Annotated in this window: 14 protein-coding genes; 7 read left to right on the forward strand and 7 right to left on the reverse strand. The window is 64.4% G+C overall.

Translation table 11 applies throughout. From position 1 onward, the window contains the following. Nucleotides 1–318: 318 nt before the first annotated feature. A complete protein-coding gene (gene ssuD, locus AABF56_RS24720; RefSeq protein ID WP_244766425.1) occupies nucleotides 319–1488 on the forward strand; it encodes an FMNH2-dependent alkanesulfonate monooxygenase in 1170 nt (389 codons plus the stop codon). A gap of 55 nt (nucleotides 1489–1543) precedes the next feature. Here the strand turns inward: ssuD and cysE are convergent, their stop codons facing one another. From cysE to AABF56_RS24745, 5 genes are read right to left on the reverse strand one after another with little or no spacing between them, the layout of a single operon-like run. Continuing rightward, complete coding sequence (gene cysE, locus AABF56_RS24725) at nucleotides 1544–2392, reverse strand: serine O-acetyltransferase (protein ID WP_272807780.1); 849 nt, start codon at nucleotides 2390–2392, stop codon at nucleotides 1544–1546. A 35-nt stretch (nucleotides 2393–2427) separates the two neighbouring features. Next, a complete protein-coding gene (locus AABF56_RS24730; protein ID WP_272807779.1) occupies nucleotides 2428–3468 on the reverse strand; it encodes an isopenicillin N synthase family dioxygenase in 1041 nt (346 codons plus the stop codon). Nucleotides 3469–3516: 48 nt separating this feature from the next. Then, nucleotides 3517–4260, reverse strand: coding sequence for an ABC transporter ATP-binding protein (locus AABF56_RS24735; protein WP_272807778.1), 744 nt, complete (start codon nucleotides 4258–4260; stop codon nucleotides 3517–3519). Continuing rightward, nucleotides 4257–5093, reverse strand: coding sequence for an ABC transporter permease subunit (locus AABF56_RS24740; protein ID WP_272807777.1), 837 nt, complete (start codon nucleotides 5091–5093; stop codon nucleotides 4257–4259). Before AABF56_RS24740 ends, AABF56_RS24735 begins: the two co-directional genes overlap by 4 nt. Next, complete coding sequence (locus AABF56_RS24745; protein ID WP_272807776.1) at nucleotides 5093–6046, reverse strand: sulfonate ABC transporter substrate-binding protein; 954 nt, start codon at nucleotides 6044–6046, stop codon at nucleotides 5093–5095. The genes AABF56_RS24740 and AABF56_RS24745 overlap by 1 nt, the downstream gene beginning before the upstream one ends. A gap of 334 nt (nucleotides 6047–6380) precedes the next feature. On the opposite strand from AABF56_RS24745, the gene AABF56_RS24750 reads away from it, so the two are divergent. The 5 genes from AABF56_RS24750 to AABF56_RS24770 all read left to right on the forward strand — a co-directional run bounded on the left by AABF56_RS24750 (nucleotide 6381) and on the right by AABF56_RS24770 (nucleotide 9008). Then, a complete protein-coding gene (locus AABF56_RS24750; protein WP_272807775.1) occupies nucleotides 6381–6566 on the forward strand; it encodes a hypothetical protein in 186 nt (61 codons plus the stop codon). Further along, complete coding sequence (locus AABF56_RS24755) at nucleotides 6556–7173, forward strand: helix-turn-helix domain-containing protein (protein ID WP_272807774.1); 618 nt, start codon at nucleotides 6556–6558, stop codon at nucleotides 7171–7173. Before AABF56_RS24750 ends, AABF56_RS24755 begins: the two co-directional genes overlap by 11 nt. A 109-nt stretch (nucleotides 7174–7282) precedes the next feature. Next, nucleotides 7283–7762 carry a hypothetical protein gene (locus AABF56_RS24760; protein ID WP_272807773.1) on the forward strand — a complete coding sequence of 160 codons (480 nt, stop codon included), beginning with the start codon at nucleotides 7283–7285 and terminating at the stop codon, nucleotides 7760–7762. A 167-nt stretch (nucleotides 7763–7929) separates the two neighbouring features. Then, nucleotides 7930–8490 carry an FMN reductase gene (gene msuE / locus AABF56_RS24765; protein WP_272807772.1) on the forward strand — a complete coding sequence of 187 codons (561 nt, stop codon included), beginning with the start codon at nucleotides 7930–7932 and terminating at the stop codon, nucleotides 8488–8490. Between the two features lie 182 nt (nucleotides 8491–8672). After that, nucleotides 8673–9008 (forward strand): TIGR01244 family sulfur transferase, encoded by a 336-nt coding sequence (locus tag AABF56_RS24770; protein ID WP_272807771.1) that lies wholly within the window; start codon nucleotides 8673–8675, stop codon nucleotides 9006–9008. 65 nt (nucleotides 9009–9073) lie between these two features. Here AABF56_RS24770 and AABF56_RS24775 read toward each other — a convergent pair whose 3' ends face one another. Both AABF56_RS24775 and AABF56_RS24780 read right to left on the reverse strand, forming a co-directional pair. Beyond that, the gene (locus AABF56_RS24775; RefSeq protein WP_272807770.1) at nucleotides 9074–10459 is read right to left on the reverse strand and encodes an FAD/NAD(P)-binding protein; all 1386 of its coding nucleotides are present in this window, start codon (nucleotides 10457–10459) and stop codon (nucleotides 9074–9076) included. A 324-nt stretch (nucleotides 10460–10783) separates the two neighbouring features. Further along, nucleotides 10784–13573: a bifunctional aconitate hydratase 2/2-methylisocitrate dehydratase gene (locus AABF56_RS24780; RefSeq protein WP_272807769.1), complete on the reverse strand. Its 2790-nt coding sequence runs from the start codon at nucleotides 13571–13573 to the stop codon at nucleotides 10784–10786. Nucleotides 13574–13774: 201 nt separating this feature from the next. On the opposite strand from AABF56_RS24780, the gene AABF56_RS24785 reads away from it, so the two are divergent. Further along, complete coding sequence (locus AABF56_RS24785; protein WP_272807768.1) at nucleotides 13775–14248, forward strand: hypothetical protein; 474 nt, start codon at nucleotides 13775–13777, stop codon at nucleotides 14246–14248. The last annotated feature ends 7 nt before the right edge of the window (nucleotides 14249–14255 follow it).

Here is a 14255-nt window from a genome sequence, read left to right on the forward strand (position 1 = left end):
TGGACTATTGTCACCGCAAGCGGCCTGGCCTGAGCATATCGTCCGCGGCTTCTTCGGCCGGCCTCTTCGAGAAACACCCAAGCCTCCCAGGTTACAGGCAGCCCCCACACTTCGCAGATCGAAACCGGCCATCAAGCGCTGTCCCCGGAAAGCTGCAGCGCGCGGCAGGACGAGATCCGGCTCCACCAACGGTGCTCCACCGGCGCCGCGCAAGGATTAATTCGCGGGCGGGCGGTACAAGAGAATATAATTTCTTACTCAAACTATAGAATTTATTATCTTACGAGGCATCCCGTTCCTCAATCCGGAAGACAGCGCATGAGCAAATCCGACCAGCCCCTCGATTTCCTCTGGTTCATCCCAAGTTCCGGCGACGGTTCCTATCTCGGCTCGGACGAGCTCAGCCGCCCGCCGGACCCGGGCTATTTCCGGGAGATCGCGGTTGCGGCCGACCGGCTGGGCTATTCCGGCGTGCTCATTCCCGTCGGCGCGGCGTGCGAGGAATCCTTCGTGCTCGCCGCCGATCTCGCCGCCCGGACCGAGAAGCTGAAATTCCTCGTGGCCATCCGCCCCGGCACGGCGACGCCCGCCTACTACGCCCGCCTCGCCTCCACGCTCGACCGCGTGTCGAACGGCCGCCTGCTGCTCAACATCGTGGTCGGCGGCAGCGCGCAAGAGCTTGCCGGCGACGGCATCTTCCTGCCGCATGACGAGCGCTACGACCACGCGGCCGAATTCATCCAGGTCTTCAACGAGCTGATCGAGACCGGCCGTTCCACCCTCGACGGCAAGTATATAAAGGCAATCGACGCGAAGCTCGGCCTGCCACCGGTGCAGCAGCCGCGCCCGCCGATCTATTTCGGCGGGTCGTCCGATGCGGCGATCGATTTCGCCGGCGGCATCGTCGACAAATACCTCACCTGGGGCGAGCCGCCGGCGCAGGTCGCCGAGAAGATCGCCCATGCCCGCAAGGCCGCCGCCGCGAAGGGCCGCGAGGCGACCTTCGGCATCCGCCTGCATTTCATCGTCCGCGAGACGGACGAAGAGGCATGGGAGGCCGCCGACCGGCTGATCTCCAAGCTCTCGGACGAGGCCATCGCCTCGGCTCAGGCGGTGCTGACGAAGAACTCCGATTCCGTCGGCCAGGCCCGCATGGTGGCCCTGCACAACGGCCGGCGCGACAAGCTGGAGGTCTCGCCGAACCTGTGGGCCGGCATCGGCCTCGTGCGCTCGGGCGCCGGCACAGCCCTCGTCGGCTCGCCGAAGACCGTCGCCGCCCGGCTTCGCGAGTACCAGGCGCTCGGCATCGACACGGTCATCGCCTCGGGCTATCCGCATGTCGAGGAGGCCTATCGCGTCTCCGAGCTCCTCTTCCCGGAACTCGGCCTGCCCGGCCCCCGGGGCCAGCTGCGCTCGTCCTTCGGCGGCCATCAGGTCTTCGGCGGCGGCGGCCACGGCGGCAACGTCAAGCTGACGTCGGCATCCTAGCCGCAATCAATCCCGCCTCCCCGGGTGGGCCACCCGGCGGCAAACACGGGCCTTCTCAGATCATGTATTCCGGCTCGCTGAGGCTCTGGTCCATGGTCACGCCCGGCAGGACCGTATGGGGCCTGCCCACCGGTCGCGCCGGAACGCCGACGACAGACGTGTAGGGCGCGACCGGCCCGACGACGACGCTGCCGGCCCCGATCTTCGCGCCGATGCCCACCTCGATGTTCCCGAGGATCTTCGCGCCCGCTCCGATCAGCACGCCGCGGCGCACCTTCGGATGCCGGTCGCCCGTTTCCTTGCCGGTCCCGCCGAGCGTCACGTTCTGCAGGATGGAGACGTCATCCTCCACCACTGCCGTCTCGCCGATGACGAGGCCGCTGCCGTGATCCAGCATGATGCCGCGTCCCATCACCGCGGCTGGATGGATGTCGATCGCGAAGGTCTCCGAAATCCGGCTCTGGATGTGGCGGGCAAGGTGCCGCCGGCCCGTCGCCCAGAGCCAATGGCCGACACGGTAGGCCTGCAATGCGGAAAAGCCCTTGAAATAGAGGAAGGGCGTCAGCGCCTCGCTGTTCGAGGGATCACGGTCCTTCACCGCCTGGAGGTCCGCGGCCGCCGCCCCGAGCAGGCCCGGCCTGTCGGTATAGGCGCCGTAAATGAGCGCGAGCAGCTCGTCGCGGTCGACGTCGTGGTCGGCCAGCTTGATCGCCAGCCGGTGCGAGAGCGCATGGCCGAAACTCGCATGCATCAGCACGGCCGAGTTCATCGCCCGCGCCAGCGCCTGGTCGCGCTGGGCTGCCGCGGCTGCTTCCTCCCGCAGGGCTTGCCAAAGCGTGGCGACCACGCCGCGGGCCGCGTCCTCGACGGGAAGGAAAACGACGTTGCTCTCGTGTCCGGGCATGGCCCGATCTCCTCGGACTGGGACGGGAAAGGACTTCACGCCTTTGCCGGCTTCTCCAACAGGTGCAGCAGGTCCGGATGGTGCTTTGCCGCGACATCCGGATGGGACCTGAGGCGGCTCTTCAGGTGGTTTATGCCGACCTCGCGGAAGATCGGGTTGAGCGGATCGACCGTCACGCCGCGCTCGCCGCGCTTCAACGCCTCCGCGAGGGGAATGACGGGGATGGTCGCGTCGTAGCGCGCGCCGAGGAAGAGGGCGACGGAGAAGCGCTCCGTGCCGGCGGGCGGCGTGACGACATCGTGCACGTCGGCGCGCACGAAACCGTTGGTCGCAAGCTCCAAGAGCTCGCCGCTGTTGATGACGAAGGTGCCCGGCACCGGCGGCGCCTCGATCCAGACGCCCTCCTCCGTGCGGATACGCAGGCCCGGCGTCGTATCCTGCAGCAGTACCGTGACGAAACCGCCGTCCTTGTGCGCGCCGACGCCCTGGTCGCTGCCGGCGGCCTCGCGGCCGGGATAGCGGATGATCTTCAGAAGCTGCGAGGGCGACGGCTCGTAGATTTCGGCAAAGGCGTTTTCCGGCTGGCCGAGCGAAAGTGCGATGGCTTTCAGCACATCGATGCCGATGCGGGTGACCTCGGCCTGATAGCGCAGCAGCAGCGGCCTCAGGTCCGGCAGGGCTTCAGGCCACTGGTTGGGGCCGTAGAGGCGGTTCCAGGGCGTGTCCGGTCCATCCTCGACCGGCGTGCCTTCCGTGTTGATGTCGAGCTGCTCGCGCCAGTCCTGCTCGCCGCGGGTGCGCTCGTAACCGGCCCGGTTGTAGCCGCGGAAATGCGGCGACTTCACCATCTCGATCGACAGCTTGTCCGCTTCCGGCAGGGCGAAGAACCGCTTTGATGCGGCCAGCACGTCATCGATCAGGCTCTGCGGCACGCCATGGCCGGTGAGATAGAAAAAGCCGTGATCGTGCAGGATGCGCGTCAGTTCCCGGATGAAACCCGCGCGCTCTTCGGGGCTGCCGTAGAAGCGGGAAAAGTCGATGGTCGGCAGATGGACGGGTTTGGCATGGATGGTCATGGGGGCCTCATAAGGATGACTTCCGGCCGGCGCCGCGGCAGGATGGTTCTACACGGCGTCCAGGATCTGCCTTTGCAGATCGACGGCCCGCGGGTCGGCAAGCTCCTGCCGGGGACGGTCGAGATCGATGTCGATATCGAGGGCGATGGCACCCTCGCGCAGCACGACGACGCGATCGGCCAGCGCCACGGCTTCCGCGACGTCGTGGGTGATCAGCACCGTGGTGAAGCGGCGATCCGTCCAAATCCGCTCCAGCAGGCGGTGCATCTCGATGCGCGTCAGCGCGTCCAGCGCGCCGAAGGGCTCGTCGAGCAGCAGGATCTGCGGCTCGCTGACCAGCGCCCGGGCAAGCGCCACGCGCTGCCGCTGGCCACCGGAAAGCACGCTCGGCCAGTCGTTCTCGCGGCCTTCGAGCCCGACATCGACAAGCGTACGCCTCGCCTTCTCCTGCCAGTTCGCACCGCGGGCGATGCCGACATTCTCGACGACGCGCTGCCACGGCACCAGGCGCGCCTCCTGGAAGAGAAGGCGGACGGAGGGATGCAGGCGCTCGACCTTGCCCCCGCCGATGCCGACGCGGCCACTGTCAGGCGTGTCGAGGCCGGCGACAAGACGCATCAGCGTCGACTTCCCGCCGCCCGACCGGCCGACGACGGCAAGGAACTTGCCCGCCGGAATCTCCAGGTTGAAGTTCGCGAGCACATTCAGCCTGCCGAAGGACTTCTCCACCCGCGACAGCGAGATCGGCAGGCCCGCCGCGGCATCCGGCATATCGAAAGCGGCGGTGCTCATCGCTCTCCTCCCTGCCGTGCCTGATAGGCGGGGTGCCAGACCAGCACGCGCTTTTCGATCGCGCGGGTCGCCACATCCGCAAGCTTGCCGAGAAGGGCGTAGACGATGATGCCGAGCAGGACGATGTCCGTCTGCAGGAATTCCCGCGCGTTCATCGTCATGTAGCCGATGCCGCTGGTGGCGGAGATCGTCTCGGCGACGATGAGCGTCAGCCACATGAAGCCGAGGGCATAGCGCAGGCCGACGAGAATGGAGGGCAATGCGCCGGGCAGGATGATGCGCGTGATCAGCGCCTTGCGGTCGAGCCCGTAGACGGAAGCCATCTCGACAAGCTGCGGATCGATGGTGCGCACGCCGTAGAAGGTGTTGATGTAGATCGGGAAGAAGACGCCGATCGAGACGAGGAAGATCTTCGCCGTCTCGTCGATGCCGAACCAGAGGATGACGAGGGGGATGAGCGCCAGATGCGGGATGTTGCGCACCATCTGCAGCGTGCTGTCGAATGCCGTCTCGGCCGGCTTCCACAATCCGTTGACGACACCCGCGACGAAGCCGAGCCCGCCGCCGATGGCAAGGCCGATCAGCGCGCGCTGCGTGGAGGCGAGCGTGTGGACGAGAAGCGAACCGTCCAGCAGCGACCGCCAGAACGCGGCGGCGACGGTCGTCGGCGCCGGCATGAGGCGGGCGGTCACGAGGCCCGTCCGCGCCGCGATCTCCCAGACGATGAGGAGAACGACGGGAAGGGCCCAGGGCGCCAGCGCGCTCCCCAGGCCCTTGAGGTTGAGCTTGCGGGTTTCGCCGGCAGCATAACCGGCCGCCGACGTCTCCGCCATCAGGCACCACCCTTGCGCACGACATCCGCGATCGAGATCTTCTCGGGGATCAGGCCGAGGTCGAAGAAGGTATCGGCGATCGACTGCTGCTGCCTGATGACGCTCTCGTCGATCGCCTTGACGCCATAGGACTGGCGCTCGAGCGCGATGGCGAGCACATCCTGCGGAATGCCGACGGAGGGCGCAAGCTCCGCCGCGGCCGCGGCGGTATTGGCCTTCGCCCATTCGTCGATCTCGGCAACGGCCTCAATGACCACGTCAACCGCCTCGGGATTGTTCTCCACGAAGCTCTTCGCACCGAGATAGAACTGATGGTTCGGCACGATGCCTTCGCCGTTGCGCAGCTCGCGTGCCTCGATCGCCACTTCCGCGGCCGCCTGGAAGGGATCCCAGATCACCCATGCATCGACCGCCCCCTGCTCGAAGGCGGCGCGGGCATCGGCCGGCGGCAGGAAGGAGGTCTTGATGTCGCTATATTTCAGGCCCGCCTCCTCCAGCGCCTTGACGAGCAGGTAGTGCACATTCGATCCCTTGTTGAGCGTGACCGTCTTGCCCTTGAGGTCCGCCACCGTCTTGATGGGGCTGTCCTTGGGCACGAGGATCGCCTCGCCGCGCGCGGCCGGCGGTTCGTGGGCGATGTAGATGAGCGGCGCGCCGGCGGCCTGTGCGAAAATCGGCGGCGTTTCGCCGGTCGTGCCGAAATCGACGGCGCCGACATTGAGCGCCTCCAGCAGCTGCGGGCCGGCGGGAAACTCCGTCCAGGTCACCGTATAGCCGATCCTCTCCAGCTTTTCCTCAAGGAGGCCCTTGCCCTTGAGCAGAACGAGCGTACCGTATTTCTGGTAGCCGATGCGGACCGTCTTGTCGGAAGCGTATGCCGGCCCGCCGCCGAGAAGCGGCAGGGCGAGCAGGGCAGCGAGAGCCGTCGAGAAAAAGCGGCGTGAAATCTTCATGGCATTCCCCTGGGTCAAGATCAATTAGATTATATAATCTATAGAATATAATTGATTTCGAGGGCGCCCATTCCAACCTTTCCCGGGCCCGTAGTTTTTTCTCCTATGCCGTCCCCTTTCGTCGGGCATCGACGCCGCAGCCATGGCAGAAAAATGCCCGGCCGCTTGCGCCGGCCCGGCATCGCAGAAACACCCTGGCGCCTCGCCTCCCGTTTCGCGCCGAGCCCGGCAAAGGAAAAACTTTTCCTGCCACGCCACCCCTTTTGAGTGGGCCTGCCTTTCATGCCGGGGAGAAACACATAATTCTTATAGACAATCACGCCGGGGGACATTCATGGCAGCCGAAAGTGCGAAGATCGTTGATTTCCAGGCCTATCGCGACGCACGCCGCAAGGCCTCCGCGCCGTCTCTTCCAGCGCAGGCCGCAATACAGCCGACCGGCATGCAGCCGATGATGATGTGGGTTCCTGTCTGGACGTTCTTCCCGGTCGTCGCGAGCCCGTGGGCCTATGCGCGGTGAAGTCGCCGTGCTCGACCGGGAAACTGCACCGGCGCCGTCGGACGCGATCTGCATCCGGACCGGCCAGCACCTGCGCCGGCTGAGAACGCAGCGCGGCTATTCGCTCGACCGGCTCGCCAAGGTTTCCGGCGTCAGCCGGGCCATGCTGGGGCAGATCGAAACGGGCAAGAGCAGCCCGACGCTCAGCATCCTCGCCAAGATCGCCGCGGCCCTCGACGTCACCTGCGGCTCTCTGATCATCGAGGCGGAAGAGCCGGCGACGGTGCTGCTCACCCGCTCGGCCTCCAAGACCCTGTCGTCGAGCGACGGGAAATTCGAGACCCGCGCACTCTTTCCTTATGACGGTGACCGCACCGTGGAATTCTACGAATTGCGGCTGGCGCCGCACCATGCCGAGCGGGCCGAGGCCCACCGCAACGGCACCGTGGAAAACCTCGTCGTCGCGCAAGGCACGGTCGAAGTGATCGTCGGCAAGCAGCCCTATATTCTCGGTGAAGGCGACGCCCTCGTCTTCGAGGCGGACGTGCCGCACGTCTACCGCAACATGACCGGCAGCCCCGCGACCGTCTATCTCGTCTCGACATACCGGGACGTCATCCACATATGAGGGGCCTCCCCAAGGAAGGCCCGGCCCATATGAAAAGGCCTCCCGAAGGGGAGGCCTTATAGCTTTGCGGTGCGATGCGCCTCAGGCGGCCATCGAGCAGCACATCATCATGCCGCCGCACATCATCATCGTCGGCATGCCGCCGTTCATCATGGCCATCATGCGCTTGCAGCATTCCATGAACATCGCCGGGTCCATGCCGTCCATCGGCTTCATCTCGCAGACCATGCCGGCGTCGGTCATCTTGCAGGACATCGTGCTCATCATCATCGGCATGGGCATCGGCATCATCATGGGCATGCCGCCCATCATCGGCATCATGCCGTTCATCATCATCGGCGACATCATCGGCTGGCCCATGCCACCCATCATGGCGTTCATCATCGGCATCATGTTCATCGCAGTGTTCATCAAGGTCTCCCGGCCCGCGGCCCGTGTTTCGCGTTTCAATGACCGGATGGGTAATAAATGCGCGAAACACGCTCAAGGAGATAATTCTTTCCAAGAATCTTTCCTCCAATGGAACGAACGCCCCATCCGCTGCGAATGCAAAACCGTTCGATATCACGGAAAATCCTCCGTTATCTGAGAGACGGGAAAGCTCCGGAAAAGCAGGAGCGGCGCGCGATACGCCCGCCGGGGCCTGGGAGGCACCGGATGCGTGGGCGATCTTTCCTCCAGACGAGCCGAAAATAGCGCGCTTTTCCTTTAATCTATAATTTTTATAGAGAATCATGGATTAAAATGGAGAACGCCATGTCGATACCGAGGCTCGTCAGCATAACAGGCAGCTACAACAGACCGTCGAAAACCCAGGCGCTTACCGGGCACATCGCCTCGCTGATCCAGGCCCGCTACGCGGTGGAGACATCGTCCTACGACCTCAATGACGTCGGCCCTTCGCTCGGCCGCGCGCTCTGGCGCAAGGACCTCGACCATCAGGCCCGGCAAGTCGTCGCCGATATCGTCGCGGCAGACCTGCTGCTGGTCGGCTCGCCTACGTACAAGGGCTCCTATCCCGGTCTCTTCAAGCACCTATTCGACCTGATCGACCCTCTCGAACTGCGCGGGAAACCCGTCATCCTCACGGCGACCGGCGGCGGCGACCGGCATGCGCTGGTGGTCGAGCATCAGCTGCGTCCCCTCTTCGGCTTCTTCAGCGCCCGGACACTCCCGACGGCGATCTATGCATCCGATGTCGATTTCAAGGACCACAGGGTTGCATCGGCCCGCCTTGCGGCGCGCTTCGACGACCTCCTGTCGGATCTGTCCGGCCTTCTTCCGGCTGTCGACAAGGATGTCCATCATGCGGCGTGACATCGGCCGCGGGCCGGTCTTGAGGCCTTCAAGCGAACTGGGCTGGTTTTTCGTCGGGGTGGCGGCAGCCGTGGCGCTCGTTGCCGCCGCCCTGTGGCTCAGCGTGTCTGTGCGGCCCCTGGGCTTTTCCTGAAGCCCGAAAGACAACGCGCCTTCGCCAGAACGACAAAGGAAGGACAGGCATGGACATCCGCAAGATCAACGAGGACTACTCGGTTTCACCGCAGATCGAGGCTGAAGATGTCGACATCGTCAGCCTGCTGGGGTTCCGCTCCATCGTCTGCCACCGGCCCGACCGGGAGCAAGCCGACCAGCCCGCATTCTCGTCGATTGCCGGCCGCGCGGCCCAGCTCGGGATCGAGGTCCGGCATATCCCCGTGCTTTCCACGGGACTGACGGACGAGGCCGTGGGCAGCATGGTCCAGGCGCTGGACGATCTTCCCCGGCCGATCCTGGCTTATTGCCGTTCCGGCGCCCGTTCGACGAAGATCTACGAACAGGCGCTGCTGCCCCGCTGATCCGCGCACCTGTCGCGCCCTCTCGGGACTGGCCTGACCCGGCCGGCGGCCGGGCCGGCGTCTTTCTAGCGCGTGCGAGACTCCGCGGCTTTGCTGCTCGCGGCTTCCGCAAGCCAAGCCCCGAGGGCGTCGGCTGCCGCGTGAGCCTGAACGACGATCTGCGGCACGAGGTCGATATCCGGCAGGCTTCCAAGACCCAGCGGCCCCATCGCGAAGAGCCCCTCGAATGCCCCCGTTTGCGAAAAGACCCGGCCGTCACCGTCGACGAGGATGCCGAGGTCGAGCTCGTCCCGCCGCGCAAGCTGCGCCGACAGGAGCGAGCGGAAGAGCGGGGAATCGAGATCGGTCGGGCGGACACGACAATCGATCGTCCGGTCCGCCGGCAGAACCTGCAGTCCCCCCGCGCCCGAGAGCAGCACGCCATTGGTCGCGATGCGCTCGACCTTGCCCTTGCGCACCGTGATTGCCCCGCTGTCGATTGCCCGGCGCAGCCGCTCATAGTGGCCGAGCGGAAGACGGTTGCGGTGGCTGTCGTAGATCGGCTTGACATGGCGCTTGAAGCGGCGCCGCTCCTCCGGCGTCAGGCCCTGCCAGAGCTCGCGGGCGCGCAGGCGGAAATCGTTCATGATGCCCTGCCAGCCAGTCCCCTCCAGTGCCGCCCGGTTCGCGGCCTCGCGCAGATGGCGGAAGGCGCCGCGGAGCGTGTTCGGGAACGGACGATCGGACGACACGGCGCCGACGGCCGACGGCGCATGCGGCTGCGGCAGGAAACCGGACGCGGAAATGAGCGTGACATGGGACGCCTCCCCTGCCGCAAGCAGGCGCAGCGCACGGTCGACGGCATGAACGCCGCCGCCGATGACCTGCACCTCCCTTGCGCCGGTCGGGCCGGCATTGCCTTCGGCGATTTCGCGCAGGCCATAGCCCGTCGCCAGGAAGACGGCATCGAAGCGCGCCTGATCGCCCTCGCCCGAAAGAACGGAAAGACCGCCCCGCGGGTGGCGCCCGATGGCCGCGACACTCTCGGCACGCACCTGAACCATCACATCGGCCCGTTCGCGCAGCGCTTCGGAGAAACGCTGATAGGCATAGGCGCTGAACACCTCCCCGGGCACGAAGGCATGATCGACATTGCCGGACACCGCCTGGTCGCGGTCACGCCAGTCGTCATTGGCCTCCAGCCAATGACGAAAATCGTCGCGGGCCGCCGGATCGACCGAGAGATCGCGGACGCGGCTGTTCAGGAGCCCGGACGCCGGGCGGCCGATGCTCTCCCCGCCGTCGATTTTTGGATAGGGGTCGAACATCACGAGATGGAACGGCCTGTGGACGGCCTTCAAGAGCGCGATCGCCGTCATGAGGCCGGTGAAGCCACGACCGATGATGGCGATCCGTGCAAGGGTATCGGCGTCCTGCGATTGCGGAAGGAGTTGGGCGGGCGCAAGCGTCATCGATGGGTTCCTTTCCTGCACGGCGTGAGGCGGTTTCCAGGAACTCGTCCTGTCCGACGAGTGGGTGACACGGCATTCTCTACTAAAACAATAGAATACTTCCCGTAAAATCAAGCCCTCCCGAGCGCGCCCGCGCTCACCCAGCGGCAGGGGTGCCACGGGACAGCACGCCGCCGGTCCGAGCCGGATCTTCATCCGCGCGCAGATTCCGGGGATCAGCGAGTGTAATGAATCGCTCGGGCTTGCGCCCGCCTGACAGCAGGGCGCCTCGCCGGGCCACCCAATCGGCGTCAGGCTTTACAGCGCCCTCTCGATGTCGAACCCCTAGTAATGGACGGACAAAGAATCGATCGGAGCGACTTTCGGCGGAGCGAACTTTGTCAGGTCTATTCCGTCGACGGCAGCCCGGTACTCTTCCATGCTCGGCGTGCGTCCGAGGATCGCCGACAACACCACGACCGGGGTCGAGGCCAGCAGCGATTCACCCTTCTTCTCGGTGGTGTCTTCCACGACGCGGCCCTGGAACAGGCGGGTCGAGGTCGCCAGGACGGTATCGCCCTTCTCCGCCTTTTCCTGGTTGCCCATGCACAGGTTGCAGCCCGGACGCTCGAGATAGAGGATGTTCTCGTATTCGGTCCGCGCTTTGCTCTTCGGCATCAGGTCGTCGAACTCGAAGCCCGAATACTTCTGCAGGATTTCCCAATCCCCTTCGGCCTTCAGTTCGTCGATGATGTTGTAGGTCGGGGCGGCGACGACGAGCGGCGCCTTGAACTCGACCTTGCCCTCGGCCTTCTCGATGTTCTTCAGCATCTGCGCGACGATCTTCATGTCGCCCTTGTGCACCATGCACGAGCCCACGAAGCCCAGGTCGACCTTCTTGGCGCCGCCGTAATAGGACACCGGACGGATCGTGTCGTGGGTGTAACGCTTGGACACATCGGCATTGTTCACGTCGGGATCGGCAATCATCGGCTCGTCGATCACGTCCAGATCGACGACGACTTCGGCGAAGTATTTCGCATTGTCGTCGGGCGCGAGCGCAGGCTTTTCGCCCGAGCGGATCTCGGCGATGCGCCTGTCCGCCTTGGCGATCAAGCCGTGCAGGGTCCGTGCCGCGTTTTCCATGCCCTTGTCGATCATGATCTGGATGCGCGACTTGGCGATTTCCAGCGACTCGATCAACGTCTCGTCCTGCGAGATGCAGATCGACGCCTTGGCCTTCATCTCGGCCGTCCAGTCGGTGAAGGTGAAGGCCTGGTCGGCCAGAAGCGTGCCGATATGGACCTCGATCACCCGGCCCTGGAACACGTTGTCCCCACACTGCTTGAGCATCTGCGACTGGGTCGCATGCACCACGTCGCGGAAGTCCATATAGGGCTTCATCGTTCCCTTGAAGGTCACCTTGACCGACTGCGGGATCGGCATGGTCGCCTCGCCGGTGGCCAGCGCCAGCGCCACGGTGCCCGAATCGGCGCCGAAGGCCACGCCCTTGGACATGCGGGTGTGGCTGTCGCCGCCGATGATGATCGCCCAGTCATCCACGGTGATGTCGTTCAGCACCTTGTGGATCACGTCCGTCATCGAATGATAGACGCCCTTCGGGTCGCGGGCGGTGATCAGGCCGAAGTTGTTCATGAAGGCCATGAGTTTCGGAATGTTCGCCTGCGCCTTCTTGTCCCAGACGGATGCCGTGTGACAACCCGACTGGTAGGCGCCGTCCACGAGCGGCGAGATGACGGTGGCCGCCATCGCCTCGAGTTCCTGCGCGGTCATCAGGCCGGTGGTGTCCTGCGAGCCGACGATGTTCACCTTGACCCGCACATCCGAGCCCGCGTGCAGCACCTTGCCCGGCGTCACGCCGACGGCGTTGCGGTTGAAGATCTTCTCGACCGCGGTCAGGCCCTGGCCCTCGACGGTGATTTCCTTGTTCGGGGCGAAGACCGGGGTCGGCTCGACCCCGAGCGTCTGGGCGGCAAAGGTCTGGAGTTTCTTGCCGAAGACGATGGCATAGGAGCTGCCGGCCTTCATGAACTCCATCTTCTGGGGCGTGAAGGCGGCGGCGACGTCGACCAGCTCCTTGCCGTTCTCGTCGCGGAGCTTCTTGTTCTTCGTGTCGATCTTCAGGACTGTCCCGGTCTCGACCGAGAATTGCTGCTCGAGGACCGGGTTGCCGTCGTTGTTGAGGATCGGCTTGCCGTCCTCGCCGGTCTTCCTGGTCCAGTTCTTCAGGTTGATTCCGATGCCGCCGGTCACGTCCACGGTGGTCGCGAAGATCGGCGAGATGCCGTTGGTGCCCGCGACGACCGGCGCGTAATTGACGAAGGGCACATAGGGGCTGGCCTGCTTGCCGGTCCAGAGCGCCACATTGTTCACGCCGGACATCCGCGACGAGCCCACGCCCATCGTGCCCTTCTCGGCGATCATCATCACGCGCTTGTCCGGGTGCTGCTTCTTCAGCGCCACGATTTCCTGCTGCGCCTCGGGCGTGATCATGCACTGGCCGTGCAGCTCGCGGTCCGAGCGCGAATGCGCCTGGTTGCCGGGCGACAGCAGGTCGGTCGAAATATCGCCTTCGGCGGCGATGAAGGTCACGACCTTGATCTCGTCCTCGACAGCCGGGAGCTTGGTGAAGAATTCGGCCTTGGCATAGCTCTCCAGAACGCCCTTCGCGATGGCATTGCCCGCCTTGAAGGCATCGCGCAGCCGGAACATGTCGGCATCGTAGAGGAAGACCTGCGTCTTCAGCACCTCGCCGGCCTGCCCGGCGATCGCGGCGTCATCGCCAAGCGCGATGTCGAGCAGCACGTCGATCGAAGGGCCGCCTTTCATATGCGACAACAGTTCGAGGGCGAATTCGGGGGTGATCTCCGGGACGATCGTTTCGCCGAGGATGATCTTCTTCAGGAACGCGGCCTTGACGCCAGCCGCACTGGTCGTGCCCGGCAGCGTATTGTAGATGAAGAAATTCAGGGCATCGGCCCGATGCTCGTTACCGGCATCCTGGATGATTGCAATGATTTCGCCGGTCAATCCGCCGTCGTCGATCGGCTTGGGGGCGAGCCCTTGCGCTTCTCTGCTTTTGATCTCAGCCAGGTAATCCAGGTAAAGGTTCATCGCTATCCCACGTCATGAACTGCATGGCGCGGAAACGTAGCGCCACCGAGCGGTTTGTTGCTTGGCCCACAGGGCTCTGTGGGTTTCGAGTACGTCAACCAGGACCGCGTGACAAGATACCGCATTTCATTAAAAAGTGGTGTTTCGAAATCAACTTTAATCAGCTAAAGAAGGCCTCCGCGTGCCGCTCGGACTGGATTTATGGAAACCATCAATTTTACCCCGCTTGGCTTTTCCGATCTGACCAGTGATGAAGCATTCGTCGTTTCGGTTTTCCGGCACTGGCAATCTTGCGGCTCGACATGCAAGGAGGCCGAAGGCAGCCTGACCGAAATGCTGAAGAATGACCGCCTGCATGAGGGCCTCCTGTCGCTGTTTGACCTTTTTGGAACGCTTCCGGACCAGAATAGGCGACGAACAAAAAATGACAGTTCCGTTCTGACCTCGGTTGAGGAGGCGCTGCTCGACGAGATCGGCTCGCTCGACACCATGCCAAGAGGATGCGTCAAAGCGTTCCAGCAGGTTCTGGAAGAAGCAGGCACGACAATTCGTCCTGCATCGGAGATCCCTCGGTCCGGTTACGATCACCTTGCGGAGGCGGTTGACCGGAAAACCGCGAAGGTATTCGACGTGCTTTACCCTGGATTCTCGGGGTCGCTCAGTTACCAAAGCTGATTTCCGG

This window comes from Shinella sp. WSC3-e (assembly GCF_945994535.1).
Taxonomy (GTDB): domain Bacteria; phylum Pseudomonadota; class Alphaproteobacteria; order Rhizobiales; family Rhizobiaceae; genus Shinella; species Shinella yambaruensis.

What these genes read in the sequence shown, in the direction of transcription:
- ssuD (WP_244766425.1), top strand. Translation starts at nt 319, where the DNA reads ATGAGCAAATCCGACCAGCCCCTCGATTTCCTCTGGTTCATCCCAAGT.
- cysE (WP_272807780.1), bottom strand. Translation starts at nt 2,392, where the DNA reads ATGCCCGGACACGAGAGCAACGTCGTTTTCCTTCCCGTCGAGGACGCG.
- AABF56_RS24730 (WP_272807779.1), bottom strand. Translation starts at nt 3,468, where the DNA reads ATGACCATCCATGCCAAACCCGTCCATCTGCCGACCATCGACTTTTCC.
- AABF56_RS24735 (WP_272807778.1), bottom strand. Translation starts at nt 4,260, where the DNA reads ATGAGCACCGCCGCTTTCGATATGCCGGATGCCGCGGCGGGCCTGCCG.
- AABF56_RS24740 (WP_272807777.1), bottom strand. Translation starts at nt 5,093, where the DNA reads ATGGCGGAGACGTCGGCGGCCGGTTATGCTGCCGGCGAAACCCGCAAG.
- AABF56_RS24745 (WP_272807776.1), bottom strand. Translation starts at nt 6,046, where the DNA reads ATGAAGATTTCACGCCGCTTTTTCTCGACGGCTCTCGCTGCCCTGCTC.
- AABF56_RS24750 (WP_272807775.1), top strand. Translation starts at nt 6,381, where the DNA reads ATGGCAGCCGAAAGTGCGAAGATCGTTGATTTCCAGGCCTATCGCGAC.
- AABF56_RS24755 (WP_272807774.1), top strand. Translation starts at nt 6,556, where the DNA reads ATGCGCGGTGAAGTCGCCGTGCTCGACCGGGAAACTGCACCGGCGCCG.
- AABF56_RS24760 (WP_272807773.1), top strand. Translation starts at nt 7,283, where the DNA reads ATGCCGCCGCACATCATCATCGTCGGCATGCCGCCGTTCATCATGGCC.
- msuE (WP_272807772.1), top strand. Translation starts at nt 7,930, where the DNA reads ATGTCGATACCGAGGCTCGTCAGCATAACAGGCAGCTACAACAGACCG.
- AABF56_RS24770 (WP_272807771.1), top strand. Translation starts at nt 8,673, where the DNA reads ATGGACATCCGCAAGATCAACGAGGACTACTCGGTTTCACCGCAGATC.
- AABF56_RS24775 (WP_272807770.1), bottom strand. Translation starts at nt 10,459, where the DNA reads ATGACGCTTGCGCCCGCCCAACTCCTTCCGCAATCGCAGGACGCCGAT.
- AABF56_RS24780 (WP_272807769.1), bottom strand. Translation starts at nt 13,573, where the DNA reads ATGAACCTTTACCTGGATTACCTGGCTGAGATCAAAAGCAGAGAAGCG.
- AABF56_RS24785 (WP_272807768.1), top strand. Translation starts at nt 13,775, where the DNA reads ATGGAAACCATCAATTTTACCCCGCTTGGCTTTTCCGATCTGACCAGT.